Here is a 26,918-nt window from a genome sequence, read left to right on the forward strand (position 1 = left end):
CTCACCTTCTTCTCTCTTTCTTATGCAAAACGCAGCAAACCATCCGATACGCCAGCGCCGCGCGCGCGGCTTCACTTTGATCGAAATCATGGTCGTGGTGGTGATCATGGGTATCCTCGCGTCGCTGGTGGTGCCCAAGCTGATCGCCCGCACGGGCGAGTCGAAAGTGGCGGCGGCGAAAGTCGACATCGCTACCGTGATGCAAGCCTTGAAACTGTATCGCCTGGATAACCAGCGCTACCCGACCACCGAGCAGGGCTTGCAGGCGCTGATCGAAAAACCGACCACGGGTCCGGCCGCGAATGGCTGGAAAGCGGGCGGCTACCTGGAAAAAATGCCGAAGGATCCATGGGGCAACCCGTACCAGTTCCTGTCGCCGGGCGTGAAAGGCGAAGTCGACATCATTTCGCTGGGCGCCGACGGCCAGCCTGGCGGTAGCGGCGACGACGCCGATATCGGTTCCTGGGAACTGTAAGTTTTCCATTGCATGCCTGCCATGACCACCGGTCGCGCACCGCCCCGGCCACGCGCCAGCGGCTTCACGCTGATCGAATTGCTGGTGGTGATGGTCATCATCGGCGTGACCCTGGGCCTGGTGTCGCTGAATGCGATGCCGAATGGCCAGCAAGCCTTGCAAAAGGAAGCCGAGCGCATCGCGCTGCTGCTGCAACTGGCGCGCGATGAAGCCATCGTGCGCAGCCGGCAAGTGGCGTTCGAGGCTGACGAAAATCAATACCGTTTCCTGGTCCTCAATGAAAAGCTGTGGCAACCTGTGACGCAGGACGATTTGCTGCGCGAGCGCGCGTTTGCCAACACGCCCATGCTGCTCAGCGTGCAGCCTTCGAACAGCGTGGCCCAGCCGCTGCGCATCATCTTCGGCCGCGAACCGGTCGACAAGCCTTTCTTGCTGACCCTGGCCAGCGGCGAGCGCAGCGTGGCCATCCGCGCCGACGGCATCGGCCACTTCACGGTCGAGCAATGATGCCGCTTTCACGTCACCGCCGCCAGCGCGGCTTCACTTTGCTGGAAGTCCTGGTCGCCCTCGTCATCGTCGGCACGGCCTTGGGCGCCTCCCTGCGCGCCGTCGGCAGCCTGACGCAAAACAGCGATGGCTTGCGCAGCGCCATGATGGCCACCTGGTCGGCGGAAAACCATTTGGTGCGATTGCGCCTGGCGAAAACGTTCCCGCAGACGGGCAAGCGCACGGTCGACTGCCCGCAGGGCGACTTGAAACTGATCTGTGAAGAAGAAGTGGTGGCCACGCCGAATCCGCGCATCCGGCAAGTGCGCGTGAACGTGTATGACGCGCAATATCCGGCCCGGCGCATCGTGCGCCTGGTGTTACTTTCCTTTAACGACTGATGGCGCGCCGCATTGTCCCTGCCGGCGGTTTCACTCTGATCGAGCTGCTCGTGGCGATCGGCATCCTGGCCATGGTCGCGGTGCTGGGCTGGCGCGGCCTCGACAGCATCATGCGCTCGCGCGAAGTGCTGACCAGCCAGCTGGAACAGGCGCGCGGCATGCAGTTGGCGTTTGCCCAGATGCAAAGCGATTGCGACCACCTGGCCGGCGCCGGCCAGAACAATACCCTGCTGAATGGCCGCATCAACCTGTCGGCGGAGACTGACCGCCTGACCCTGGTGCGCCTGGCCGCCTCGGAACAGGAGCCGCAGCAGTTGCAAGTGGTCACTTACCGCCTGCGCGGCGGCGTGCTGACGCGGCGCGAGTCGAACGGCACGCGCGACCTGGCCGTGCTCGACACCCTGTGGCAGGCGGCGCGCGACGATACCGATACCTCCAGCGCCGACGTCGTCTTGATGAATGGCGTCGACAGCATGGTCATGCGTGGCTGGAACAATGGCGCCTGGAACGTGCTGACGGCGGGCGCCGCCATTTCCACGCAAGTGCCGGGCCTGGAAGTGACCCTGCAGATGCCTGGCCAGGACGCGGGCCTGTCGAAAGTCTTTTTATTGGGGCCGGGATGACGCGCTTTTCACTCCCGGCGCGCCAGCGCGGCGTGGCCGTCATCACGGCCCTGCTGCTGACGGCGCTGGCGATTACCGTCGTCGCCAGCCTGTTCTGGCAGCAGCAGGTGCAAGTGCGTTCGATGGAAAACCAGCGCCTGCGCCTGCAGACGCAGTGGGCCATGCGCGGCATGGTCGACTTCGCCCGCTTCTGGCTGCGCCAGGACAATCCCATGTTGACGGCGCTTGACGGCGTCTGGGCCACGCCCATCGAGGAAGCGCGGCTCGACGATTATGTGGACCGCGAAAAGGTCGACACGGAAAAATTCGACGCCACCGTCTCGGGCCGTGCACTCGATGCGCAGGCGCGCTTCAATATTACCAACCTGCTTGAAGCCACGGGCGGCATCAATGCGAAACAGGTGCTGGCCTATCAGCGTTTGCTGTCCAACTTGCAGCTCGATAGTTCCCTGGCGCAAGCGACGGCCGATGCCGTACTGCGCGCGAAGCCGAAACCGCGCACTGTGGACAGCGGCAGCGATGGCAAGACGCCCGCCGCCACGCCCGCATCGGACGGTGGCAGCGAGCAGGTGGCGTTCACGCAGATCGAGGATTTGCTGGCCGTGCCCGGCTATACGCCGCAAATCATTGAAAAACTGCGCGATTTCATCATCGTATTGCCGGAAATAACGCCCGTGAACGTGAATACGGCGCCGGCCGAGGTGCTGGCGGCCGTGACGATGATGTCGTTGTCCGAGGCCAGCGCCCTGACTTTGAGCAATCCGCGCAAAAAGTTTGTCGATAAAGCAAATTTCCAGAATAATATTAATGCTGCATTGATTGAAGGCGTGGAACTCGATGTGAAGAGCCGCTACTTCCTTACCGTCATCCGCGTGCGGCTGGACCGTGCCGCCCTGGATGCCGTGGCGCTCGTCAATCGAAAAACGGATCCGCAACGCACCACCAGCCTGGTCTGGCTGCGGGAAAATTAACAGCTGAAAGCGAGTCACTTTGACAATATTGTATATCCGTCACCCGGCCAAGGCGTCTACCGACAGCGCGCCTGCCTGCTCCTTCGTGCTGGCCGGCGACGGCGGCGCCCTGTTGCAGCAGGGCAGCGCGCCGCTGGGCAGCCTGGGCCAGCTGATCGCCGGCGCGAAGCAGGTGGTGCTGTTGCTGGCCGCGGCTGACGTGACCCTGCTGCGCCTGAAAATGCCGCCGCTGGCCGGCGCCCGTTTGCGCGCAGCCTTGCCGGGCCTGGTGGAAGAACACATTTTGGGCGACGCGCAGGATTGCCTGCTGGCTGCCGGCGCGCCCGACGCTGCCGGCATGCGCACGGTGGCCGTGGCGCAGCGCGCCTGGGCCGAGGTACTCGTCAAGGCTTTGCTGGCGCAGGGCGCGCGCAAGGTGGCGCTGCTGCCGTCGCAGCTGTGCCTGCCTTTGCAGCCGGGCAGCGTGACGGCATCCTTGCAGGCAAGCGGCGACGGCCTGGAACTGGCCTTGCGCCAGGCGCCGCAAGAGGGCCTCGGCCTGGTCTTGCCACCCCAGCCGCAGCAGGCGCTGCTGACGACGCGCGCGTTTGCCGGCGACGTGCCGCTGACGGTGTATGTGACGCAGGCCGAGCTGGCGCAATATCAACAGCTGGCTGCCGGCATGGCTGGCGTGACGGTGGAACCGGACCACTGGGCGCACTGGATCGCCGGCGCCAAGGGCGCGGGGCTGGATCTGGCCGCCGCCCTGGGCACGGCGACCGGATCGGCCACCGAATGGCGCCGCTGGCGCTGGCCGCTGCGCCTGGCGCTGCTGGCCGTGGTCGTCAACCTGGCTGGCATGAATATCGAATGGATGCGCCTGAAGCGCGAGGCCGCCACCGTGCGCACCTCGATGCAGCAAACCTTCAAGGCCGCGTATCCGAACGAAGCGCCCGTGTATGGCCTGGAAGCGGAGCAGATGCGGCGCAATATCGCCGCCGCCCGCCTGCAGGGCGGCCAGGCCAGCATGGATGATTTTACGAGTATGAGCGCGGCCCTTGGCGAGGCGCTGGGCGGCCTGGCGGGGCGCGGCGTGGTGGCCTCGCTGGAATACCGCGAGCGCAGCCTGATCGTCAGACTGAAGCCGGACATGGTCGACGCCAGCGCCCAGGCGCAGGTGCGCGATGGCCTGGCCGCGCGCAAGCTGGCCTTGAATGAAACGGCGCCGGGCGTGTGGAAGATCACGCCGGTCACGGGAGCAAAAGCATGAGTGCAGCAGTCAACAAGGCGCGTGCCGCGTGGGCGGGGCAGCAGCAGGCCGTGCAGGCCTTCTGGGCCGAACGCACGCAGCAGGAGCGCAAACTCCTGACCATGGGCGGCGTGGTGGCGGGACTGGCCCTCGTTTACGCCGTATTTTTCGAGCCGGCCTGGACGGGCCGCATCGCCTTGCAAAAGAGCTTGCCCGAGCTGCGCCAGAACGCGGCCCAGCTGCAGGCGCTGGCGCGTGAAGCGGGCGACCTGGCGCGTCAGGCGCCGGTGCAGGTGGCGCCGATGAGCCGTGACAGCCTCGACGCCTCGCTGAAAGCGCGCGGCCTGGCGCCGCAATCGCTGTCGCTGACGGGAGAATATGCGCGCGTGCAATTGAACGGCGTGCCGTTCGCCAGCGTCATGCTGTGGCTCGATGGCTTGCGCCGCGAAGGCCGCGTGGCGGTGCAGGAAGCGAAGATCACGGCGCAGGGCAAGGCGGGCTTGGTCGACGCCAGTTTGAGCCTGCACCAGAGCCCGGGCGCGGCGCGATGATGCGCCTGCTTGGCTGGCTGCTGGCCATCATCGTCAGCGTCTGCGTCACCCTGCTGGTGTTTTTCCCGGCCGGCTGGGTTGCCGGTATCGTGGAAAAGCAGACGGGTGGTCGTTTGACCTTGGGCGACGCGCAAGGTACCCTGTGGCGCGGCTCGGCCTTTATCGGCGGGGCGGCCAGCGCGAATGGCGCCGTGACGCCGCTGCTGCCGGGGCGCTTCAGCTGGCGCATTTCGCCGTCGGTGCTGTGGGGATCGGTGGATGTGGAATTGCAGAATGCGCAGGCGCTGTCGCAGGCCGTCAATTTGCGCGGCTCGTGGTCGCACTGGCAAGTCAGCCCGGCGGCCCTGCTGCTGCCGGCCGATGGCCTGGGTGGCCTCGGTGCACCGTTAAATACCGTGGCGCCGACGGGCAGCATGCGCCTGTCGTGGAGCACCTTGCAGCTGGCACTGGAACAACAGCAGTTTTCCGCCGTCGGGCGCACGACCTTGCAGATGACGGACATGGCGTCGCGCCTGTCGTCCTTGCGTCCGCTGGGCAGTTATGAGCTCGATTTCGATTGGCAGGGGCAGCAGGCGACGTTGGCACTGCGCTCCATCAAGGGACCGCTGCTGCTCGACGGCAGCGGCAGCCTGAATCAGGGGCGCATGCAGTTTTCCGGCCAGGCCCAGGCCGCAGCAGGATATGAAGAGACCTTGGCGAGTTTGTTGAATTTGCTGGGACAGCGCCGTAGCAATAGCGAAAAAAACATCATCGCCTTAGAGTTCAGACAATGAAAAAACCATCCGTGAGCCCCATTACCTCCTCCTTCTCGCTGCGCCGCCTGTCGGCCGCCGCCTTGCTGTGCTGTTCCGTGGCCGGCATGCCGGCACCCGTCTGGGCCGCGCCCGGCGATGAAGCTGCGCTCAATTTCGTCGGCGCCGACATCGAGTCGGTGATCAAGGCGGTGGGCCATTACACCAACATCAATTTCGTCATCGACCCGCGCGTCAAGGGCACGATCACGCTGGTGTCGGAAAAGTCGATCAGCAAGACGCAGGCCTTCGCGCTGCTGGCCTCGGCCTTGCGCCTGCAGGGCTATGCGGTGGTCTCCGGCGACGGCTATGCGAAAGTGGTGCCGGAAGCGGACGCCAAGTTGCAATCCGTGCCAACCCAGGTGGGCAACGGCGCCAGCCAGGTGAAGGGCGACCAGATCGCCACGCAGGTGTTTTACCTGAACTACGAATCGTCGGCCAACCTGCTGGCCGTGCTGCGCCCCTTGATCTCGCCGAACAACACGATCAACGCCAACCCGGGCAACAACTCGCTGGTGATCACCGATTACGCGGATAACCTCAAGCGCCTGGCGAAGATCATCGCCGCGCTCGACGTGCCCGCGTCGACGGACCTGGACGTGATCCCCGTGCGCTATGCCATCGCGTCCGACCTGGCCTCGATGGTGAATAAACTGATGGAAGGCGGTAATGCGGCCGGCGCCGCAGGGGCCGACGCGGGCAAGGTGTCCGTGCTGGCCGACCCGCGCACCAATTCGCTGGTGCTGCGCGCGCCGTCGGCGGCGCGCGCCAATCTGGCCAAGTCGCTGATCTCGAAGCTGGACCAGCCGACCACGCAGCTGGGCAATGTGCACGTGGTGTACCTGAAAAACGCGGACGCCACCAAGCTGGCGCAGACCCTGCGCTCGGTGGTGACATCGGACGGCACGGCCGCCTCGGCGCAGCAGGGCAATACCAGCAACCTCGCCACGAACAACCAGATCAGCCAGAACAACAGCGGCATGAACACTGGCCTGGGTGGCAATACGCAAAGCGGCACCACGGGCGGCGCTTCGCTGAGCAACGGGCCGCAGCAGCTGTCGTCGGGCGGCGCGGCCGGCTTCATCCAGGCCGACGCATCGACGAATACCCTGATCCTGACCTGCAACGAAGCCGTCTACCGCAACCTGCGCGCCGTGATCGACCAGCTCGACGTGCGCCGCGCCCAGGTCTACATCGAGGCGCTGATCGTCGAAGTGACGTCGGCCAAGGCGTCCGAGTTCGGCGTGCAGTGGCTGGGGCTTTCCGGCGACAGCAGCAGCAGCTACCGCGTGGGCGCGCTGCAGTCGTTCGCCGGCGGCACCGACAACAATATCGCCAAGCTGGCGCTGGGCGGCGGCAAGGTGCTGCCAACGGGCGGCCTGACCCTGGGCATCTTCAAGCAGATTAACGGCGCGCTGGGCCTGGGCGCCGTGGCGCATGCGCTGGAATCGGACGGCAACGCGAACATCCTGTCGACGCCGAACCTGATCACCCTGGACAATGAGCTGGCCACCATCAAGGTGGGCCAGAACGTGCCTATCCTGACGGGCCAGTACACCAGCACAGCCGGCACCAACACGAATCCGTTCCAGACCATCGACCGCAAGGAAGTGGGCCTGACCCTGAAGGTGCGTCCGCAGATTTCCGAAGGCGGCACGATCAAGCTGGGCATCTATCACGAGACGTCGAGCGTGGACAAATCCACGTCGACGGCCGTCAGCGGCATCACCATCAACAACCGCGTGATCGAGAACAATGTGCTGGCCGACGATGGCCAGATCATCGTGCTCGGTGGCCTGATCGAGGACAGCACGGGCGACAACGCGGAAAAAGTGCGCGGCCTGGGCGACATTCCCCTGATCGGCAACCTGTTCAAGTACCAGACGCGCGAGCGCAAGAAAACCAATCTGATGATCTTCCTGCGCCCCGTCATCGTGCGCAACAAGGAGCAGAGCGGCAGCCTGGCGGCCGACCGCTACGACTACATGCGTTCGGCCGAGACGGCCGCCGTGCCGGCCACGGGTAACCTGATGCTGAAAGACCTGGGCACGCCCGTGCTGCCGGCCCTGCAGGATGGCCAGCCGGTGGGCGGCAACATGGTGACGCGTCCCGTGCCGCCGGCGCCGACACCGCCGCCAGGCGCGCCGGCCAACGCGGCCACGCCGCCGCAGTCGCTGCTGCAGCAATACCAGCAGCAGCCGCAGCAACAGCCACAGAAGTGATGGGGCAGTCATGAGCAATCTGCTTCCCTACGCTTACGCGCGCGATTTCGGCTTGCTGGCCCGGCCCGGCGCCGTCGATGGCGCCCCCGTCGAGGTGCTGGTGGCCGCATCGACGGCGCCGGCGGCGATCGCCGAAGTGTCGCGCCGTTTCGGCCAGATCCAGCTGACGGTGCTGCCGCGCGGCGAACTCGATGCGGCCATTGCCGGCGCCTACGCGGGCGGCGGCGGCGACGCCTCGCAGATGGCCGATGAATTCGACGCCGACCTCGATCTGACCAAGCTGCTGCAGGACGTGCCGGCCATCGAGGATTTGCTCGAATCGTCCGACGACGCGCCCGTCATCCGCATGATCAACGCCTTGCTGACGCAGGCGCTGCGCGAAGGCGCGTCCGACATTCACATCGAGCCGTTCGAGCAGACCTCCGTCGTGCGCTTCCGCATCGACGGCAGCCTGCGCGACGTGGTGCGCCCCCGCAAGGCCATTCACGGTTCGCTGATTTCGCGCATCAAGATCATGGCGCAGCTCGACATTGCCGAAAAGCGCTTGCCGCAGGATGGCCGCATCACCCTGCGCGTGGGCGGCAAACCCGTCGACGTGCGCGTCTCGACCCTGCCCACGGGGCACGGCGAACGGGCCGTATTGCGTTTGCTGGACAAGGAAGCGGGCCGCCTCGACCTGCAGCACCTGGGCATGAGCGCCCCCATGCTGGGGCAGTTCGACGGCTTGATCACGCAGCCGCACGGCATCGTGCTCGTCACGGGTCCCACCGGCTCGGGCAAGACGACGACCTTGTATGCGGCGCTGTCGATGCTCAACGCCACCACCACGAACATCCTGACGGTGGAAGACCCGATCGAGTACGACCTGGCCGGCGTCGGCCAGACGCAAGTGAACCCGCGCATCGACATGACCTTTGCCAAGGCCTTGCGCGCGATTTTGCGGCAGGATCCGGACGTGATCATGATCGGCGAGATCCGCGACCTGGAAACGGCGCAGATCGCCGTGCAAGCCTCCTTGACGGGCCACTTGGTGCTGGCGACCCTGCACACCAACGACGCTTCGGCGGCCGTCACGCGTTTGCTCGACATGGGCATCGAACCCTTCCTGCTGTCGTCGTCCCTGCTCGGCGTGCTGGCGCAGCGCCTGGTGCGCAAATTGTGCGGTTCCTGCAAGACCTTCGACGGGCAATACTGGCAGGCGGTCGGCTGCGAGCATTGCGGCCAGACGGGCTACCAGGGGCGTGTCGGCGTATATGAACTGCTGCGCACGACGGAGCAGATCCGCGCGCAGATCCACAACCGCGCGTCGGAAGCGGAAGTGCGCGCGGTGGCCCTGCAGGACGGCATGACGAGCATGCGCGACGACGGCGAACGCTGGCTGCGCGACGGCACCACCACGCAGGCTGAATTGCTGCGCGTGACCAAAGACTAGGCCCGCCACCATGCCCGCATTCCGTTATGAAGCCGTCGACGCCCAGGGCGCCACCCGCAAGGGCGTGCTCAATGCCGACAGTCCCCGTTCCGCGCGCGCCGAGCTGCGCGTGCAAGGCCTGGTGCCGCTGGCCGTCGAGCCGATCGCCGCGCAGGTCGATGCCGCCGGCGTCACCAAGCGGCGCGGCTTCGGCGAGCGCCTGTCCAGCACCGAGCTGGCCCTGTTTACGCGCCAGCTGGCCAGTTTGCTGGAAGCAGGTTTGCCGCTGGAGCAGGCCTTTTCCGCCTTGCTGGAACAGGCCGAGCGGCCGTATCTGCGCGATTTGATCGCCTCGATCCGCTCCGAAGTGATCGGCGGCGCCGCGTTTTCCGACGTGCTGGCCCGCCATCCGCGCGATTTCGCGGAGATTTACCGGGCGCTGGTGGCGTCGGGCGAGCAGATCGGCCATCTGTCGCGCGTGCTCTCGCGCCTGGCCGACTACATCGAGCGGCGCAATGCGCTGGTGCAGAAGGTCAAGCTGGCGTTTACGTATCCGGCCATCGTCACGGTGGTGGCGTTTTCCATCGTGATCTTCCTGCTGACCTACGTGGTGCCGCAGATCGTTTCCGTATTTGCCAATACCAAGCAGAAGCTGCCCATGCTGACGGTGATCATGCTGGCGCTGTCGGACTTCGTGCGCAACTATGGTCTCATCGTGGCCGTGATCCTGGTCGGCGCCTGGTTCGCCTGGCGCCGCGCGCTGCAGCAGCCGGCCCTGAAACGGCGCTGGCATACCTGGCTACTGACGGCGCCTTTGTACGGCAAGTTCGAGCGCAGCTTGAACACGGCGCGTTTCGCCAGCACCCTGGCCATTACCACGGGGTCCGGCGTGCCGATCCTGCGCGCGCTCGACACCAGCCGCGATACGCTCACCAATGTGGCGATGCAGGAACTGGTGGCTGACGCCAGCGGTGCCGTGCGCGAGGGCGTGAGCCTGGCGCGCGCGCTGTCGGCGCAAAAGCATTTTCCGCCCATGCTGATTCACATGATACGCGCCGGCGAAATCACGGGCGAGTTGCCGGCCATGCTGGAACGCGCCGCCAGCGCGCAGGAACAGGACCTGGAACGCCGCACGCTCACCATCGCGGGCCTGCTGGAGCCGGCCCTGATCCTGGCGATGGGCGTGGTGGTGCTGCTGATCGTGCTGGCCGTGCTGATGCCGATTATCGAAATCAATCAGCTCGTAAGATAAGAATCCAAGGAAGCCATGAAGCGTTTGCCTCAAATTACAAGTTTGCTCGCCGTCGTGGCGCTGTCCGTCTCGCTGGCCTATTGGGCCATGCAGCTGTTCAAGGCGCCGCAGCGCCCCATCAATCCGCCCCCCAATCCGGTGGTGCAGGATGCCAGCGTGGAGGCGGGCGCCTCGCTGTTCGGCGGCCAGGTCAGCGTGGCCACGGCCAGCAACTACCAGCTCAAGGGTGTGGTAGCAGCCGGCAATGGGCGCGGCAGCGTGGCCATCATCTCGACCGATGGCAAGCCCTCCGTGGCCTTGCCGGAAGGCGCCGAGGTGGTGCCCGGCGTGACGGTGCTGGAAGTGCATGCGCGCCACGTGCTGCTGCGCGATGGCGGCGTGAGCAAGCGCATCGACCTGGTGGCCGACGACAAGGCGCTGACCTTGCCGGGGCCAGTGTCCGCCACCCCGACGCCGGCCGCTGCTCCTGCGCCGGCATCGAATTTGGTGCCGCCGCCGCTGCCGATGGAGCAGCAGCGGCCGGCGACCATGATGCCGGCGCCGCAAGTGAGCGGCAGCGTGCCGCCGCCGTCAAACTAACGCTGTTTTTATCGTATTTTGCCGATGGCGCCATGCCGCCATCGCCACAGGAGTCTTCATGTTTTCGATCCGTGCCGTCCTGGCGGGCTGCGTGGCGGCGCTGTGCGCCTTGCCGCAAGCCGGCGCCGCCGCCGACGTCCCCGCCGCTACGTCTTCCCCTGTTTCCACCGTCGCCGTTCCCGCGCCGGCGCGTCCGCGCATCGCCCTGGTGCTGTCGGGCGGCGGCGCGCGGGGCCTCGCGCATATCGGCGTATTGAAAGTACTGAAGGAGCTGCACGTGCCGATCGACATGGTGGTCGGCACCAGCATGGGTGGCGTGGTGGGCGGCGCGTATGCGGCCGGCGCTTCCGTGGCGGACCTGGAAAAGATGGCACGCGAGACCAACTGGGCGCGTGTGGTGGCCGACCGGCCGCCGCGTGACGAACTGGCGTTCCGCCGCCGCGAGGAAGATTTGCTGCTGCCGTCGCGCATCGAGTTTGGCACCAGCCGCAACGGCATTTCCACGCCGCCGTCGGCGGCCAGCAATGCGGCGCTGGAAATGGCCTTGAACCGGCTGCTGCCGGCCGGCATGCGCGACCGTCCCGCCAGCCAGCTGCCGCTGCCTTTCCGTTCTGTGGCGTCGGACTTGGTCAATGGCGAGCTGGTGGAACTGGTCGACACGCCTTTGTTCCTGTCGATGCGCGCCTCGCTGGCCGTGCCGGGCGTGTTTGCGCCCGTGCGCGTGAACAACCGGCTGGTGGTCGATGGGGGCTTGGTGCGCAACCTGCCCGTCGACATGGCGCGCGCCATGGGCGCCGACATCATCATCGCCGTCAACGTGGGCACGCCGCTGGCGCCGGAAAAAGACCTGGGCAGCGCCATCGGCGTGGCGCAGCAGATGCTGCAAATCCTCACGGAGCAGAACGTGCAGCGCTCGCTCAAGGAATTGCATCCGCAGGATATCCTCGTGGCGCCCGACCTGACGGGCGTCAGTTTCCTCGACTTTGAAAACTATGCGCGCGCCATGCGTGCCGGCGAGCAGGCGGCGCAAGCCTTGGCCGCCCGTCTGGCGCCGCTGGCCCTGCCGCCGGAACAGTATGCGGCGCGCGAGCAGCTGCGCCTGGCGGCGCCGGCCCTGCTGGACGTGGCCCTGCCGCTCACGCGCCTGGCCGTGGAGAGCGAAGGCGATATCAATCCGCGCATCCTGCAGGCGCAATCGGGCCTGGTGGAAGGACAGTCTGTCAGCCAGGAAGATGTGCTCAAGGCGGCGGCCAGGCTGTATGGCCGCGGCGACGTGGCGCGCGTGGAGACGGACGTGGTCGATTCAGGCGACCAGCGCGCCGTCACCATCAAGGCGGTCGAAGCGCCATGGGCCAGCAACCGCCTGCGCGTGGGCCTGGAACTGGCCAGCGATTTCAGGGACAGCAATAATTTCGCCCTGAAGCTGCTGCATGCGCGCTCGAACCTGAACAGCTGGGGCGGCGAGTTGCGCAGCACGGCGCAGATCGGCAATGAACGCGGCTACGGCCTGCAGTTCTGGCAGCCGCTGGGGGCCGGCAACCCGTGGTATGTCGCGCCGCAGTTGCAATACACGTCGTCGGCGATGGATTTGTTCGACAAGGGCCGGCGCAGCGCCCGCCTGGCGTACAACGGCCAGACGGCGGCACTGGTGCTGGGACGCCAGTTCGGTACCTGGGGCGATCTGCAGTTCGGCGTCGCTCGTACGGAAGTCAAGGGCAGGCTGGCGATTCCGGCCGACCCTACGCAGCCGGAGTCGCGCGCGCTGGGCACCACGCAGTTCGTGCGGTTCCGCGCCGATACGCTCGATTCGCCGGGCTTTCCCACGCGCGGCACCCTGCTTGAGGCCATCTGGGCGCGCGATACGACCACGGGAGTGGGCGAGGCGGCCCTGGGCCAATCGTCCATCACGGGCCTGAAGGCCTTTGGCCGCGGCAACTGGGCCGGTCACGTGTATGGCGAATGGGCGCGCTCGCAGCGTGACGAAGCGCCGCTCAATCTCGGTGGTTTCCTGCGCTTGTCCGGCACGGAATTTGAATCGGTGAGAGGACGCAGTATCGCCTTCGCGCGCTTCGTGATGGCGCGCCGCATCGGTTCCCTGCCCAGCACCTTGGGCGGCGTGGTGCGGGCCGGCTTTTCGCTGGAGATGGGCGGCGGCTTCGATCAGAGCGAGCGCTGGAAAAGCAGCAAATTCACTCAGGCGAGCAGCGCCTTTGTGTCCGTCGACACGCGCTTCGGTCCCGTGTATGTGGCGGCGGGCGCGACCAAGGGAGGCGAGAGCACGCTCTATCTGTTCCTGGGACCGGTCTGGTAGGGTGCCGCGGGGGCGGCCGTGCTGCGGCGCAGGGCCGTGAAGGCGGCAAATTCCCATGAGCGAAAGCCCAGCAGGAGGGTAAAGCCGTCGCGCTCGGCGGGTGCCAGGCGCCGGTCGTTCTGGTGCAGGCGCGCCAGTTCCTCGGCCAGCTGGCGGATCTTTTGCACCAGTTCCTGCGCGCTCGACAGCGACAGGCGCGCCGGGATGCACATCAGGGTTTCGCCGGCGCCGTCAAAATGCCCGCTGAAATAATCGGCCACCACGTGTTCGCGGAAGTACTGCTGCACCGGGCCGTCGGCCAGCCAGTGGAAGGCGTTCGAGACGCGCAGGCTGTAGCGGTTCAGCGGCTTGAGTTCAATCAAGCCCAGCCGATCCAGCTCGGCCAGGCAGCCGATGCATTCGGCCTGCGTCAGCGCATACGTTTCCACCACCTGCTCCAGGCTCCAGTGGCCGAGGCAGCAAATCGCCACCAGCAGCAGGCGCGGATGCGCCACCAGCGACCTTTCCTGCACCAAGGTGAGCGTGTCGGCATGCGGCGTGATGTCGGCCGCGCCGCGCAGCACATCCTCCATGGCGATGCCCGAGGCCTTGCAGATCAGGGCCAGGCGCGACAGCGACATGTCGTGCTGGCCAAACATGCGCTTGACGCTCGATTCGCTCATGCCGATGCGTTCGGCCAATACCTTGTACGTGATGCCGGCGGCGCGCAGTTGGGTGCGCAGCACGCGCAAAACCAGTTCAGGTGAACTCACGATAGTTCCTTTATGCAAGTTTGGTAGCGGATGACGGTACCGAATGTAGCCGTAAATGGCACTTTGCACAAGATGATAGTACTTTTTTACAAAAGCGATGACACTCCCGCTTGTGGCTCGCGCAGCGCGCTACAACCAGGCAATCCATCCACTTGTAGAGGTTATCCATGTTCTCCAAATTTCATTTTTCAGCAGCGCTGCTGGCGCTGGCCGCCATCGCCCCCCTGCATGCCGCCGCCGCCGAACCGACACCGGGTCCGTTCTATGCGGGCGCCAGCTATGGCTTTCGCGCCAGCACCGGCCTCGATTGCATCGCCGGGCAAAGCGATTGCGACAAGAGCAGCAAGCGCAATGGCAAGGCCTACCTGGGTTACAGTTTCGACGCGCTGCCGTTTCAGGGCGGCGTGGCCCTGCCTTCGATTGAGCTGGTGGGGTACATGGGTGGCGAGGTCAAGTCCGGCTTCGACACGGCAGCCGGCAAGCGTGCGGGCCGTGGCAAGTTCACGGGCCTCGGCATGCAGGGCGTGCTCGGTTACCAGTTTGACGCGTTTACACTGAGCGGGCGCGCCGGCGCGGCCTATACGCAGGGCAAGGTCGATTATCTGGGCGGCGGTTCGGAGAAGAAGAGCAAGATCGGCCTGACCTACGGCATCGGCGCGGCGTATGCGCTGAACCAGAACTGGTCGCTGCACCTCGACTGGGACCGCGTGCCCGTCAAGTACAACAGCAAGCAAACGACCAAGGTCGACATGTTTTCGCTGGGCGCGTCCTACCGTTTCTAAGGGGATGCTGCCGCGGCAGAGAGTGGCCTGATGGCGGACGCCCCCAAAATGGGGTGTCCGCGGGCGGCCTATTTGTCTGTTTCCACTTTCAACAGCAGTTTCGCCAGCAGGCGTTTTTCCTGCTGGCGCTGGCCTGACACGGTTTTCACGTGCGCCCCGGCGGCGCGCTGCAGGGCGGCAGTGGCGACCGGATTGCGCGGTTTTTGCGAGGGCTCGACGCGGAACTGCATTTTCTGCCGCGTCGCCAAGGCCTTGTTTGCCATCGGTTTCCCCCTTCCTTCCTACAGCACGTAGCGCGACAGGTCCTCGTTGACCGACAGCGCTTCCAGGCGTTCGTTGACGTAGGCGGCATCGATCACCAGCAGGTTTTCCGTGGTGCTGCTGCCTTCGCTGGCCGTAAACGACACTTCTTCCAGCAGTTTTTCCATCACCGTGTGCAGCCGGCGCGCGCCGATGTTTTCCGTGCGCTCGTTCACCGAATAGGCGATTTCGGCCAGGCGCGTGATGCCTTCCGGCGCGAATTGCAGTTTCAGGTTCTCCGTCGCCAGCAAGGCTTCGTACTGCATCGTCAGGCAGGCGTCGGTGCTTGTCAAAATGCGCTCGAAGTCCGAGATCGACAGCGATTCCAGTTCCACGCGGATGGGGAAGCGCCCCTGCAGTTCCGGGATCAGGTCCGACGGTTTCGACAGGTGGAAGGCGCCCGAGGCGATGAACAGGATGTGGTCCGTGCGTATCATGCCATATTTCGTGTTGACGGTCGTGCCCTCGACCAGCGGCAGCAGGTCACGCTGCACGCCCGCGCGCGAGACGTCGGCGCCGCCGGACTCCGAACGCGAGGCGATCTTGTCGATTTCGTCGAGGAAGACGATGCCGTTCTGCTCGACGTTCTGGATGGCCTTCTGCTTCAGTTCATCTTCGTTGAGCAGCTTGGCCGCTTCTTCCTCGACCAGCAGTTTCAAGGCTTCGCGGATCTTGACCTTGCGCGCCTTCTTGCGCTGCCCGCCCACGCCCGAAAACATGGACTTGATCTGCTCCGTCATTTCTTCCATGCCCGGCGGCGCCATGATTTCCATCTGCGGGCCCGCTTCGGCCAGCTCGATCTCGATTTCCTTGTCATCGAGCTCGCCCTGGCGCAAGCGCTTGCGGAAGGTCTGGCGCGTGCTGTCGCCGCTGCCGCCCGTATCCACGGCCGCGGCCGTATTCGGCGTGAAGCCGAAGTCGCGCGCTGGCGGCACGAGGATGTCGATGACGCGGTCTTCGGCCGCATCTTCGGCGCGTGCGCGCACCTTCTTCATTTCCAGCGCGCGCGTCTGCTTGATGCCGATGTCGATCAGGTCGCGGATGATGGTGTCGACGTCGCGCCCCACATAACCGACTTCGGTGAACTTGGTCGCTTCGATCTTGATGAACGGCGCCTCGGCCAGCTTGGCCAGGCGGCGCGCGATTTCCGTCTTGCCGACGCCCGTGGGGCCGATCATGAGGATGTTCTTGGGCGTGATTTCATGGCGCAGGGGCTCGGCCACCTGCTGGCGGCGCCAGCGGTTGCGCAGGGCGATGGCGACGGCGCGCTTGGCCTTGGCCTGGCCCACCACGTGCTTGTCGAGTTCGGTGACGATTTCCGACGGGGTCATGTTCATGATCATAGTTGGCTTTCCATTCTTTGCTCGGGTGCGCTTGGACTTAGTCCAAGGTCTCGATGATGTGCGACATATTGGTATAAATACAGAGTTCCGCGGCGATGGTCAGCGACTTCTTGACCACCTCGGCCGGCGACAAGTCCGTGTTTTCCTGCAGCGCCTTGGCGGCCGACTGGGCGTAGGTGCCGCCCGAGCCGATGGCGCCGATGCCGTCTTCCGGTTCCAGCACGTCGCCATTGCCCGTGATGACCAGGGTTGACTCGCTGTCGGCCACCAGCAGCATCGCTTCCAGGCGGCGCAGCACGCGGTCGGTGCGCCAGTCCTTGGCCAGTTCGACGGAGGCGCGCAGCAGATTGCCCTGGTGTTTTTCCAGCTTGCCTTCGAAGCGGTCGAGCAAGGTAAAAGCGTCGGCGGTGCCGCCGGCAAAGCCGACCAGGACCTTGCCCTGATACAACTTACGCACTTTGCGGGCCGTGCCCTTCATGACGATGTTGCCGAGCGTTACCTGGCCATCGCCGCCCAAGGCGACTTGCTTGCCGCGCCGGACGCAGAGGATGGTGGTGCCGTGAAATTGTTCCATAGTGACCTCAAAAGATTCGTGCCGATGCGTGCAAGGCCATGCGATTGCGCGCCCATGCTACAAAAGTGGGGATGGAAAAGGCAATTGCAAGCGGCACTTGCCGCTGCAGTGCCTGCTTCAGTGTAGTCGGCGCGGGACGAAAAAAAAGCACGCAACCAAAGGTTGTGTGCTTTTTTATGCGCCATCGCGCAGCCGCCGGGGCGGCCGCGCAAGGGGCGGGTGATCAGTCGCCGTACAGCTTTTGCTTCAGTTCGCGCCGTTGCTGGGCTTCCAGCGACAGGGTGGCGGTCGGACGGGCGATCAGGCGGGGGATGCCGATAGGCTCGCCCGTTTCTTCACACCAGCCATAGTCGCCGGCGTCGATGCTGGCGATCGATTGCTGCACTTTCTTCAGCAATTTGCGCTCGCGGTCGCGCGTGCGCAGTTCCAGCGCATGCTCTTCCTCGATGGTGGCGCGGTCGGCAGGGTCCGGTACGAGCACGGTTTCACGCAAGTGTTCCGTGGTTTCGCCGGCGTTTTTCAGCAGGTCTTTTTCAAGCTGCTGCAGGCGCGCCTTGAAGAATGCCAGTTGTGCCGGATTCATGTAGTCATCTTCGCTCATGGCGCGAATTTGGTCTTCGCTGATGAGAGGGATGTCTTGGTTGGCGGCCGGGGTCGATTTATTAGTTTTGGTCATAACTTCGCTTACCTTCGATACGACAGAGTTTTCAAATTGATCAGTTGATGCGGCGATACCGAGCAACTGTACAGGTTCCGCTTGGCATTGCTGTCCCGCTGTACTGCGTGCGACCTTGGCTTGCCGGCGTAAGCCAGGACTACCGGCCGGCTAAGGTGCCATGTTGATAACTTTTTACCGCTCTATGCCAGTCGCGCTATGCGCGCGTCAACAGGCGTGTTGGGTGGATCGGTTGCATGCCTGGCATGCGGCCAGCGGCAGTTTGCCAGCATTTCATGACAGGCGAACGACATGGGCCGTTTTCGTCGCTGATTTTGGCACGCTTTGCTTTATATTGCCATCCCGATTTGTTGACTAGCCGATCAGAAACGGCTACTTGTTGGTTTCTACCAGCAAGATGGGTGTCGGACAGCGGGAAAGCGTGCTTAACTTTCCCTTTTGTTTCTGCTTTGCAACGGGTACTTTGCAAAACCCGGCTAGTTTATACCAAACATTGTTCGAGTCCGCGAATAAAAATGTCTTTTGGTAGATTCTTGCCAATAAACACCATTTTGCTGCCACGCACTTCGTTTTCGCCCCATTTGGCGCCCAGGTCGCTGCCCATCAGCTGGTGCACGCCTTGAAACACCACCTTGCGCTCGGCGCCCTGCATCAGCAGCACGCCCTTGTAGCGCAGCATGCGCGGGCCATACACTTGCACCAGGCCGCCGAGGAACTCGTCGAGCTTGGCGCTGTCGAACGGTTGCGTACTTTTGAAAACAAAGGCGGCGATATCGTCGCTGTGCTGCGCATGGTGGTGGTCGGCATGGCCGCAATCGGTGGCGCAGGCCGCAGTGTGCTCATGTGCGTGGTCATGCTTGTGCTCGTGGCCGTGCTCCTCTGCGTGAGCGTGTTCATGTGCATGGTCATGATCGTGGACATGCGCCGTTTCCGTGGCCAGGAAATCCGGGTCCAGTTCCAGTTTTTCATTCAGGTTGAAACCGCGGATGTCGAGCACTTCGGCCAGCGGGGCGCGGCCGAAATCGACCTTGGCGATCGGGGCGCGGGGATTGATGCGCTTCAAACGGCGCGTCAGCGTGGCCACGTCCTCTTCACTGACGAGGTCGGTTTTCGACAGCAGCAGCTTGTCGGCAAAACCCACTTGCCGCTGGGCTTCCTCATATTCGTCCAGTTGCTTCATGGCATGACGGGCATCGACCACCGTGATGATGGCGTCGAGCATGTAGTGGCTGCCCACTTCCTCGTCGACAAAGAAGGTTTGCGCCACGGGACCGGGATTGGCCAGGCCCGTCGTTTCGATGACGACGCGGTCGAAGGCCAGCAGGCCGGCGTCGCGCTTGCGCGCCAGTTCCGTGAGGCCCACGATCAGGTCGCCGCGCACGGTGCAGCAGATGCAGCCGTTGTTCATCTCGATGATGTGTTCGTTGCTATCCTGCACCAGGATTTCATTGTCGATGTTTTCCTGGCCAAACTCGTTTTCGATCACGGCGATGCGCATGCCATGGTCTTCCTGCAGTATGCGGTTGAGCAAGGTGGTTTTGCCTGCGCCCAGGAAACCGGTGAGGATGGTGGTTGGAATCAGTGCCATGAGAGATGCCTTGTAATCGGTGGTGCCGCCGCGCAAGCGGAAGAATGCGGACGATTATGCCGGAATTTTGCAAAAGCTTGCAAATGCGCGCCGATCCGCTTGATATGGATCAGGCTGGCCAGCGGGCGCGGCTGCCTACTTGAGCTTGGCGCGCGGGTGCGCCTGGTCGTACACGTGCGCCAGATGCTGGAAGTCGAGGGCCGTGTAGACCTGGGTCGAGGTGATGCTGGAGTGACCCAGCATTTCCTGCACGGCGCGCAAGTCGCCCGACGATTGCAGCACGTGCGAGGCGAACGAGTGGCGCAGCACGTGCGGGTGCACGTTGGCGGGAATGTCCGTGGCCAGCGCGTGCGCCTTCAGGCGCAGCTGCAGCACGCGGGGCGAGATGCGCGTGCCGCGCGTGCTTAAAAACAGGGCAGCGCTGCCATCGGCCGCCGGCGGGCGCACACCCAGCCAGGCAGTCAATGCCACGAGCGCCGCCTTGCCGACAGGTACCTTGCGCATCTTGCTGCCCTTGCCCGTGACGATGACTTCGAAGCTGGCCATGTCGAGCCAGCCCAGCGAGGCGGGCTGGCCGCCGTCGGCCTTGCAGTAATGGGTGTCCAGGCTGGTCAGTTCGGACACGCGCAAGCCGCTCGAGTACAGCAGTTCGAACATGGCGCGGTTGCAGAGCTGTTCCGGTTCGGCCGCGCCTTGCTGGTGTTGCGCAGGCGCCACGAGGCGCACGGCGTCGTCCACCGACAGGGCTTTTGGTAGCGTTTTTGCCCGCTTCGGGGCGCGGATGCCGTCGACGGGATTGGCGTCGAGCGTGGTCTCGCCACTGAGCCAGTTGAAAAAGCCGCGCCACGACGACAGCTTGCGGGCGATCGAGCGCGGGTCGAGGCCGCCGGCGTGCAGCTTGGCTGTGTAGCGGCGCACTTCGTTGTGCGCCAGCGCCGTCCAGGGCGTATTGCCGCTCAGTTCCAGCAAGGCGCGCAGGTCGCGCCCGTAGGCGTCGAGCGTATGCGGCGACAGCTTGCGCTGCGTGGCCAGCTGCGCCAGGTAGGCGTCGAGCCACTCGGCCTTGCCGCGCGCCTCATTCATGGCGTATTCAGGCAGGCGAGCCGGCGCGCAGCGCGGCCAGGGCGGCGCTGGCCGTGGCGCCGATATGCACGAGGAAATCCGTGCCCATGCTCGAGGTAAAGCGTTCGCTGTCGGGCGAACCGAGCACCAGCAGGCCGAAGGTGCCGGTGGTGTTCGGGGCGCGCAGGGCGATCATGACGGTCGACTCGATTTTATCGGCTTGCAACCAGTGCACGGCTTCGAAATCGCGGTTGCTGCCGCAGTACGGGGTTTGCAGGCTGTTGGCGAACATGCGCACGTCGGCCGTGACATCTTCCGTGAACCAGCCTTCGGCGTGTTCCGGCAGCACTTGCCACAGGCGCAGGCTGACGTAAGGCACGTCGAAATTGCTTAGCAGGGCGTCGACCAGCACGCGCGGCATGTCCGCATCGTTGCGTACTTGCAGCATGGCCTGGTTCCAGCCGTGGAATTTGCTGGCGATGTCGCCATTTTCCTCGGCCACACGGCTCAGCTTGGACATGCGCAGTTCCAGCGCCTTGTACTTGTCGCGCATCACTTCCATTTGCCGCTCCTGCAGCGAGATGGTGCGTCCCGTCAGCGGGCTGCTCAGCTTGACCTCGCCGAGCAGGGCGGTATGCTCTTCGAAGAAATTCGGATGCTCGCTCAGGTACTGGGCGACGGTGCTGGAATCGAGTGTGGCGGTCATTGAGAATATCTGTCAGTGAAAGTTGAACACTTCATTCTAACCGAGAGTGCGCCGGCATAGGCGCAAAGGGGACGGTAGCGATGCATTTTCCGCGCGCCCATGAAAAAAGCGGCATGGTTGCCCATGCCGCCTTGTACTCCTGGTTCAGCAATCACCCGTGGAGGGTGACTGGCCGGCCATTAGAAGTTGTGATGCAAGCCCAGACCGATGTAGGTCCGCGAAACATCTGCCTTGCGGTTCGAGATGTCCGCGTACAGGTAGGTGCGCTTCGACAGGTTGTAGTCGTAGCCCAGCGATGCCTGCTTGGTTTTGGTCACGCCGTCTGGCGTTTTCTGACCGTAGCCAGCGCGGATCTTGCCTGGGCCAACGTCGTAGTTGGCGCCGACCAGCCATGCTTTGGTGTCGGTGTTGGTGATCTTGAAGTTGCTGTCATCCTGATGCTGGTACGACGCCATCAGTTTCAGTTCCGTTACTGGATTGAACGATGCGGCAACCGACCACAGCTTGGCTTCCAGTGCATTGCGCTCGTAGGCGGCCATGGCGGCGAATTGTGTGCTGTTGTACGTGGCCGAAACCGAGTACGGGTTCACTTCTGGCACGGCATTGAGCGGTACGGCGCGGTTGGCTGCAGTGGCATTGACGGCGGCGTTGCCATTGGCTTCCTTGGCGGCGACGGTGGCATTGATCTGGAAGCCGCTGAATACTGGCGAGTTGTAGAACACGGCGTTCGAGAAGCGGTTACGCGAGTTGAGTGGCGCGCTCAGCGGATCGCTGCTGTAGGCGGCCACCGTGATGTCGGTCTGGAAACCGGCGGTCGTCGGCATGCCGGACCATGGTTCAAACGCGGTGCTCGCTTCCTGGAAGGCGGTCAGGCCACGGCCCAGACGCACCATACCGAAATCGCCTTGCAGGCCGACGCGGCTTTGACCTTGGAACAGCGGACGGGCGTTGCTTTCCAGCGTGCCGGTGTCCGACTCATAACGAATTTCCAGTTGGAAAATGGCTTTCAAGCCATTGCCCAGATCTTCCGAACCCTTGAAGCCCAGTTTGTTGTTGTCGCGTTTCGTCACGACAGTGCTCGAACCGGTCGTTTTGCCCAGGCCAGCATCGATCGTGCCGTAGATTTGGACGGACGACTGCGCTTGTGCGGTTGCGGCAAAGGCGCCGAAGAGTGCGAGGGCAACGAGTGATTTTTTCATGTCTTATTCCCTATTAAAAGTGAGTTCCGTCCGAGATCCGAGCAGATTGAAACACGCTAACTGTCGCGTTTCGATGAATGAACCTTAATTCGTCGGCGCGCAAGACGTGCGGGATTGGTCAAATATGCGTGAAAAGATTGGTGAAAAGCGGCATAACTGCATGCCCCTGTTGTATTTTTGTAACGCGCGGTTTTTGCCGATCCTGCGCCGATGGCAAGCGTTTCCCCATCGTCACGCTAGCTGCGCATTGTGATATTGGCATGTCATGGCTTGGACATTGTTGCGGTGAATCAAGTTCTTGAGGCCGCTTTGGCGGATTTATGACACAAGGACGTTACACTAAGGGAAGGCCTGCATTGATGGGCCTGGAGACGGCTCACCATTATTAGAATCATTGACTCAATATCGAGAATCGATGGCAAATCGCGAAACATTAGGATTGATCAAGGGAGCGCGCGCGGGCGATGTGGCTTGTCAGCTGGCGTTGGGACGCGTGTATCTGTTTGGGCAGGGAGTGCCGCAAAGCCTGCCGACCGCCTTGCACTGGCTGGCGCGGGCGGCCCAGGAGGATAGCGCGGAAGCGTGCTTGCTGATCGGCACGCATGTGCCGTTCGAAGTGGCGCAACCGTCAGCCAAGGTGCTGATCCCGTATTACGCGCAGGCATTCGACGCGGGCCTGGTGCAGGCGGGGCTGGTGCTGGCGCAGCTGGTGCTGGGCAATGCCGCCAGCCACTGTGAGGCCTTGCGCGCCAAGGCGCGCGTGGCGCTGGACGCCGCCGTGTGCGCCGGCTTGCCTGATGCGCAATGGTTATTATCCATGCAAGAGGGATCGTCCGCAGCCTGCGGGTCGGACACCGGCCTGGCTGGCGAGAAAGCCATCGATGGCGACGCGCCGCTGCATGCCTGGCTGGAGCAGGCATGGAGCCAGGGCAACCATGCGGGCTTCCTGTCGCAAGGCTTGCCGCTGGCGCGCGAATTGCTGCAGCGCCAGGCGGCGGCCGGGGCGCGCACGATCACCCTCGACGCGCAGCAGGTGCTGTTGCTGTCGCGTTGCGCCCAGGCCTTGGCGTCTGGCGGCGATGCCGAGGGCTGGCAGTGTTGCGAGCTGGCCGCGCATGGCGGCGACCGCACGGCGCAGCTGGAGCTGGGGCTCGGCTATGCGCGCATGGATGCGCATGGCCAGCGGCTGGCCACGCGTAACGGCGCGGCCAATTTCAAGCGGGCAGTGCGCTGGCTGACGCAGGCTGGCGAGCAGGGACTGGCCGAAGCCTGGTTCGTGCTGTCGCGCATCTACACAAAACCGGAATTTTCCCAGCGCAATGTGGTCGAAGCCCATTCCTGCCTGGAGCGTGCCGCCGACCTGGGCCATGGCCCGGCCCAGCTCGAGTGCGGCATGCATGCCTGGCGCAATCGCCGCGACGGCGTCAACAACGATGTGCGGGCCGCGTACTGGCTGCTGCAGGCGCAGGCGCAAGGCAGCCGTGAAGCGGAGGCGGCGCTGGCGAAGATCGCGCCGCGAGGCGAGCCCGGCGACTGGGGCCAGTGCGCCGCCATGCACGCCGATGGGCACTTGCGGCAACTGGGCCAGAGCCACCCCCTGCTGGCGGCACGTCTGGCATTGGCGCGCTGCTTTCATCTGTCGCGTGCCGAGGCGCTGCTGCTCGATATCCATGCGGCCGACCAGGGGCATTGCCTGTTGATCGATATCAGCGCCACACATGGGCGCGGCAAGCGGCGCCTGGTGCTGATCCGCACGGCGCAGGAGCGCCAGCTGCTCGATCAGGCGGTGCGTTTGTTCGAGCGCGTCGATTGCGGCGTGGCGGGGCCGGAAGGCAATTACCGGCAGCGCCTGTACCGCCTGAAGTGCTACCTGGCGGAACTTGATGTCGCGCAGGAACAGCAGTTCCTGGCGGCATGATGCAGCGTTGATTACAGTTCGATCGTGCCTTCGAACACGGTCACGGCCGGACCCGTCATCAGGACGGGCTGGCCGGGGCCTTGCCAGGCGATCGACAGTTCGCCGCCGCGCGCGCTGATGCGCACGGGGGAATCGAGCAAGCCGCGCAGGATGCCGGCCACGGCGGCGGCGCAGGCGCCCGTGCCGCACGCCAGGGTTTCGCCCGCGCCCCGTTCAAACACGCGCAGTTTCACGTGCTGGCGGTTGACGACCTGCATGTAGCCGGCGTTGACCCTGCGGGGAAAGCGCGGATGGTGCTCGATGCGCGGGCCCGTCACTTCCAGGTCTTGCGCATCGACATCGTCGACCACTTGCACGGCATGCGGGTTGCCCATCGAGACGACGGACACCAGCACGGGAGAGGGTTGGCCCGGCAAGGCCAGGTCCAGCGGCCAGACAGTGTCGTTGCCTTGCGCTACACCATCGATGCCGTTGGCATCGAAGGGCACCAGCTGTGGCTCCAGCACGGGCGCGCCCATGTCGACCGTGATGCTGCCGTCGAGTTCCAGGCGCGGCGCGATGATGCCGGCCATGGTTTCCACGCGGATGCTGTCCTTGGTCGATAGCCCCTTTTCGCTGACGAACTTGACGAAGGCGCGCGCGCCGTTGCCGCATTGCTCGACTTCGCCGCCATCGTTGTTATAGATGCGGTAGCGGAAGTCGCAGCCGGGCAGGCGCGGCTTTTCCACCACGAGGATCTGGTCGGCGCCGATGCCGAAACGGCGGTCGGCCAGGCGCTGCCACTGGGCCGGCGTGAAGTCGATCTCTTGATGGATGGCGTCGATGACGATGAAGTCATTGCCGGCGCCATGCATCTTGGTAAATTGGAGTTTCATGGTCTGCCGTATCACTTGTGGTGGTTATAGAACGATGCTTCGCCTTCCGGACGCGTCTTGAAGCGTTTATGCGTCCAGAAATACTCGGCCGGCGCTTCGCGCACGCGCTCCTCGATGAATTCGTTCATGCGGCGCGTGGCGGCCGTGATGTCGTCGCCCGGATAGTCATCCCACGCCGGGTAATACGTCACTTGCCAGCCCTGGTAATTGGGCAGGAAGGTGGCGATGACGGGAATGACTTGCGCCCTGGCGGCCAGCGCCAGGCGCGCCGTGGCCGTCAGGGTGGCTGCGGGCACGCCGAAGAAGGGCACGAATTCCGCATCCTTTTCGCCGAAATCCATGTCCGGCAGCATGAAATATGGCAAGCCGTCGCGCAGTGCGCGCAGAATCGTCTTGATGCCGTCCTGGCGCGTAAACAGCTTGGGCGGCTTGAAGCGCGAACGGCCGTTGCGCAAGGCCTGGTCGAAGGCCGCGTTCTTTTGCTGCACATACATCGATGACGCGGAAATTTCCATGGCCGTGGCGGCGCCGGCCACGTCGAGGCAGACGAAATGCGGGCACAACAGGATGGTCGGCTTGGCTGCGATCTGCTGGCCCGGGAAGGCGGGCACCTTCCTGATCAGGCGGTTCAGGCGCGCTTCCGACGACCACCACAGGATGCTGCGTTCCCACACGCTGCGCGAATACGCCTGGAAATGCTGGCGCGCCAGGGCCACGCGTTGTTTTTCCGTCAGTTCCGGCATGCACAGGCGCAGATTCGTCAGGGCAATCTTGCGCCGCGCGGGCATGGCGATGAACAGCAGGCTGCCGACGGCCACGCCGAAACGGCCGAGAATGGGTAAGGGAAGCCAGTGCAGCAGCCACATGAAGGCGATCAGCAGTCTCATGCCTGCTCCCCGGCGGCGTCGGGCGTGGCGGGCGTGGGCGGCGGCGCGCCGCGCGGCACTTTATAGCGGTTGTAGCTCCACAGGTATTGCGCCGGGCTGCGCGCGATCAGTTGTTCCATGGCCGCGTTGATCGTGCGCGCCTGCTCGGCCGAGGTGCTGGCTAGCGACTCGGTGAAGGGCACGAAATGCACGACATAGCCGCGCCCGCCTGGCAGACGTTCCGCGTAAGTGATGATGACTTCGGCGCCGCCCATCTGCGCCAGCTTGGCCGGCAGGGTCATGGTGTAGGCGGGACGGCCGAAGAAATCGGCCCATACGCCTTCGCCCTCTTGCGGCACCTGGTCGGGCAGCAGGCCGATGGGCTGGCCTTTTTTCAGGCATTTGGCGAAGATGCGCACGCCCGACATATTGGCCGGCGCCAGCATCAGGTTTTCGCGTGCGCGGGCCCCTTCGATCAGCGGTTTCAAGGCGGCGCGCTTGGGCGGACGGTACATCACGGTGAGCGGCGTGCGCAGCGCGATCTGTTGCGCGACGATTTCAAAGCAGCCCAGGTGCGGCGTCAGGAAGACGATGCCGCGGCCGTGCTGCAGCGCCTTTTCCACCAGTTCCCAGTTTTCCACCGTCGCATGGCGCGCCACGCGTTCGGCCGGCGCGCACCAGATGAAGGGCAATTCCAGCACGCTCTTGCCCGCTTCGGCCACGGCCGTGTGCAAGTGTTGCGAAAACCCCGCACCTTGCATGTTCTCGCGCATGCGGCGGCGGTAGGACGGGGAAATGGCGTAAATCACCCAGCCGAGCGCAGCGCCGAGGGCATGCAGGACGGGCAGGGGAAAGATGGACAGGAAGCGGAAAATTGGGACTAACATGTATAAGCTGTTTCCAGGAATGGCGTGTTGCCGTGCCAAAATTTTTTAAGAAGCGTAAAATACCACGTATGCAGTAACCGCTGAGTTAA

At 64.3% G+C, this 26,918-nt stretch carries 27 protein-coding genes; 15 read left to right on the top strand and 12 right to left on the bottom strand.

Going from position 1 to position 26,918, the window contains the following annotated elements:
* Window positions 1-22 precede the first annotated feature (22 nt).
* Genes gspG through KO539_RS14320 form a run of 13 tightly spaced genes read left to right on the top strand, consistent with a single transcriptional unit; the run spans window position 23 to window position 13,301 of the window.
* Window positions 23-475, top strand: a complete 453-nt coding sequence (gene gspG / locus KO539_RS14260) for a type II secretion system major pseudopilin GspG (RefSeq protein WP_035823835.1) — start codon at window positions 23-25, stop codon at window positions 473-475.
* 12 nt (window positions 476-487) lie between these two features.
* A complete protein-coding gene (locus KO539_RS14265) occupies window positions 488-982 on the top strand; it encodes a GspH/FimT family pseudopilin (protein WP_219310295.1) in 495 nt (164 codons plus the stop codon).
* On the top strand, window positions 979-1,362 hold the full coding sequence (gene gspI, locus KO539_RS14270; RefSeq protein ID WP_035823837.1) for a type II secretion system minor pseudopilin GspI: 384 nt from the start codon (window positions 979-981) through the stop codon (window positions 1,360-1,362). The genes KO539_RS14265 and gspI overlap by 4 nt, the downstream gene beginning before the upstream one ends.
* A complete protein-coding gene (locus tag KO539_RS14275) occupies window positions 1,362-1,985 on the top strand; it encodes a prepilin-type N-terminal cleavage/methylation domain-containing protein (protein ID WP_219310297.1) in 624 nt (207 codons plus the stop codon). The genes gspI and KO539_RS14275 overlap by 1 nt, the downstream gene beginning before the upstream one ends.
* Window positions 1,982-2,956 carry a type II secretion system minor pseudopilin GspK gene (gene gspK, locus KO539_RS14280; RefSeq protein ID WP_219310299.1) on the top strand — a complete coding sequence of 325 codons (975 nt, stop codon included), beginning with the start codon at window positions 1,982-1,984 and terminating at the stop codon, window positions 2,954-2,956. Before KO539_RS14275 ends, gspK begins: the two co-directional genes overlap by 4 nt.
* Window positions 2,957-2,975: 19 nt before the next feature.
* Window positions 2,976-4,205: a type II secretion system protein GspL gene (gene gspL, locus KO539_RS14285; RefSeq protein ID WP_225243040.1), complete on the top strand. Its 1,230-nt coding sequence runs from the start codon at window positions 2,976-2,978 to the stop codon at window positions 4,203-4,205.
* Complete coding sequence (gene gspM / locus KO539_RS14290) at window positions 4,202-4,735, top strand: type II secretion system protein GspM (protein ID WP_219310301.1); 534 nt, start codon at window positions 4,202-4,204, stop codon at window positions 4,733-4,735. The genes gspL and gspM overlap by 4 nt, the downstream gene beginning before the upstream one ends.
* Window positions 4,732-5,508 carry a type II secretion system protein N gene (locus tag KO539_RS14295; protein WP_219310303.1) on the top strand — a complete coding sequence of 259 codons (777 nt, stop codon included), beginning with the start codon at window positions 4,732-4,734 and terminating at the stop codon, window positions 5,506-5,508. Before gspM ends, KO539_RS14295 begins: the two co-directional genes overlap by 4 nt.
* A complete protein-coding gene (gspD, locus tag KO539_RS14300; protein ID WP_219310305.1) occupies window positions 5,505-7,748 on the top strand; it encodes a type II secretion system secretin GspD in 2,244 nt (747 codons plus the stop codon). The genes KO539_RS14295 and gspD overlap by 4 nt, the downstream gene beginning before the upstream one ends.
* Window positions 7,749-7,758: 10 nt before the next feature.
* The gene (gene gspE, locus KO539_RS14305; RefSeq protein ID WP_219310307.1) at window positions 7,759-9,180 is read left to right on the top strand and encodes a type II secretion system ATPase GspE; all 1,422 of its coding nucleotides are present in this window, start codon (window positions 7,759-7,761) and stop codon (window positions 9,178-9,180) included.
* Window positions 9,181-9,190: 10 nt separating this feature from the next.
* Window positions 9,191-10,411, top strand: a complete 1,221-nt coding sequence (gene gspF / locus KO539_RS14310) for a type II secretion system inner membrane protein GspF (RefSeq protein WP_176387629.1) — start codon at window positions 9,191-9,193, stop codon at window positions 10,409-10,411.
* 15 nt (window positions 10,412-10,426) lie between these two features.
* Window positions 10,427-10,990, top strand: a complete 564-nt coding sequence (locus KO539_RS14315) for a type II secretion system protein N (RefSeq protein ID WP_219310308.1) — start codon at window positions 10,427-10,429, stop codon at window positions 10,988-10,990.
* 58 nt (window positions 10,991-11,048) lie between these two features.
* Window positions 11,049-13,301: a patatin-like phospholipase family protein gene (locus KO539_RS14320; RefSeq protein ID WP_219310310.1), complete on the top strand. Its 2,253-nt coding sequence runs from the start codon at window positions 11,049-11,051 to the stop codon at window positions 13,299-13,301.
* Here KO539_RS14320 and KO539_RS14325 read toward each other — a convergent pair.
* Window positions 13,274-14,053: a helix-turn-helix transcriptional regulator gene (locus KO539_RS14325; protein WP_035823864.1), complete on the bottom strand. Its 780-nt coding sequence runs from the start codon at window positions 14,051-14,053 to the stop codon at window positions 13,274-13,276. The two genes, KO539_RS14320 and KO539_RS14325, sit on opposite strands and share 28 nt — an antisense overlap.
* Before the next feature lie 167 nt (window positions 14,054-14,220).
* Between KO539_RS14325 and KO539_RS14330 the strand changes: the two genes are divergently transcribed.
* Window positions 14,221-14,835 carry an outer membrane protein gene (locus KO539_RS14330; RefSeq protein ID WP_219310311.1) on the top strand — a complete coding sequence of 205 codons (615 nt, stop codon included), beginning with the start codon at window positions 14,221-14,223 and terminating at the stop codon, window positions 14,833-14,835.
* A gap of 68 nt (window positions 14,836-14,903) precedes the next feature.
* Here the strand turns inward: KO539_RS14330 and KO539_RS14335 are convergent, their stop codons facing one another.
* The 8 genes from KO539_RS14335 to KO539_RS14370 form a co-directional block, all read right to left on the bottom strand.
* A complete protein-coding gene (locus tag KO539_RS14335; protein WP_034753063.1) occupies window positions 14,904-15,098 on the bottom strand; it encodes a hypothetical protein in 195 nt (64 codons plus the stop codon).
* An 18-nt stretch (window positions 15,099-15,116) separates the two neighbouring features.
* The gene (hslU, locus tag KO539_RS14340) at window positions 15,117-16,472 is read right to left on the bottom strand and encodes an ATP-dependent protease ATPase subunit HslU (RefSeq protein ID WP_035828527.1); all 1,356 of its coding nucleotides are present in this window, start codon (window positions 16,470-16,472) and stop codon (window positions 15,117-15,119) included.
* Between the two features lie 43 nt (window positions 16,473-16,515).
* On the bottom strand, window positions 16,516-17,052 hold the full coding sequence (gene hslV, locus KO539_RS14345; protein WP_010394217.1) for an ATP-dependent protease subunit HslV: 537 nt from the start codon (window positions 17,050-17,052) through the stop codon (window positions 16,516-16,518).
* A 223-nt stretch (window positions 17,053-17,275) separates the two neighbouring features.
* Window positions 17,276-17,728, bottom strand: a complete 453-nt coding sequence (gene dksA / locus KO539_RS14350; RefSeq protein ID WP_034753066.1) for an RNA polymerase-binding protein DksA — start codon at window positions 17,726-17,728, stop codon at window positions 17,276-17,278.
* 481 nt (window positions 17,729-18,209) lie between these two features.
* On the bottom strand, window positions 18,210-19,316 hold the full coding sequence (locus KO539_RS14355; protein WP_219310313.1) for a GTP-binding protein: 1,107 nt from the start codon (window positions 19,314-19,316) through the stop codon (window positions 18,210-18,212).
* A gap of 135 nt (window positions 19,317-19,451) precedes the next feature.
* Window positions 19,452-20,399, bottom strand: a complete 948-nt coding sequence (locus tag KO539_RS14360; RefSeq protein WP_219310322.1) for a tyrosine recombinase XerC — start codon at window positions 20,397-20,399, stop codon at window positions 19,452-19,454.
* 7 nt (window positions 20,400-20,406) lie between these two features.
* Window positions 20,407-21,084 (bottom strand): DUF484 family protein, encoded by a 678-nt coding sequence (locus KO539_RS14365; RefSeq protein WP_219310323.1) that lies wholly within the window; start codon window positions 21,082-21,084, stop codon window positions 20,407-20,409.
* Window positions 21,085-21,263: 179 nt separating this feature from the next.
* On the bottom strand, window positions 21,264-22,283 hold the full coding sequence (locus tag KO539_RS14370; RefSeq protein WP_219310324.1) for a porin: 1,020 nt from the start codon (window positions 22,281-22,283) through the stop codon (window positions 21,264-21,266).
* A 415-nt stretch (window positions 22,284-22,698) separates the two neighbouring features.
* Here KO539_RS14370 and KO539_RS14375 point away from each other — a divergent pair, with 415 nt between their 5' ends.
* Entirely contained in the window at window positions 22,699-24,201 is a 1,503-nt protein-coding gene (locus KO539_RS14375) for an SEL1-like repeat protein (protein WP_219310325.1), read from the top strand.
* Window positions 24,202-24,212: 11 nt separating this feature from the next.
* Here the strand turns inward: KO539_RS14375 and dapF are convergent, their stop codons facing one another.
* Genes dapF through KO539_RS14390 form a run of 3 tightly spaced genes read right to left on the bottom strand, consistent with a single transcriptional unit; the run spans window position 24,213 to window position 26,829 of the window.
* Window positions 24,213-25,076, bottom strand: a complete 864-nt coding sequence (gene dapF, locus KO539_RS14380; RefSeq protein ID WP_219310326.1) for a diaminopimelate epimerase — start codon at window positions 25,074-25,076, stop codon at window positions 24,213-24,215.
* 11 nt (window positions 25,077-25,087) lie between these two features.
* Window positions 25,088-25,963: a lipid A biosynthesis acyltransferase gene (locus KO539_RS14385; protein ID WP_219310327.1), complete on the bottom strand. Its 876-nt coding sequence runs from the start codon at window positions 25,961-25,963 to the stop codon at window positions 25,088-25,090.
* Window positions 25,960-26,829, bottom strand: coding sequence for a lysophospholipid acyltransferase family protein (locus KO539_RS14390; RefSeq protein ID WP_099401240.1), 870 nt, complete (start codon window positions 26,827-26,829; stop codon window positions 25,960-25,962). The genes KO539_RS14385 and KO539_RS14390 overlap by 4 nt, the downstream gene beginning before the upstream one ends.
* Between the last annotated feature and the right edge of the window lie 89 nt (window positions 26,830-26,918).

The organism is Janthinobacterium sp. NKUCC06_STL (assembly GCF_019345455.1).
GTDB lineage: Bacteria > Pseudomonadota > Gammaproteobacteria > Burkholderiales > Burkholderiaceae_D > Janthinobacterium > Janthinobacterium rivuli.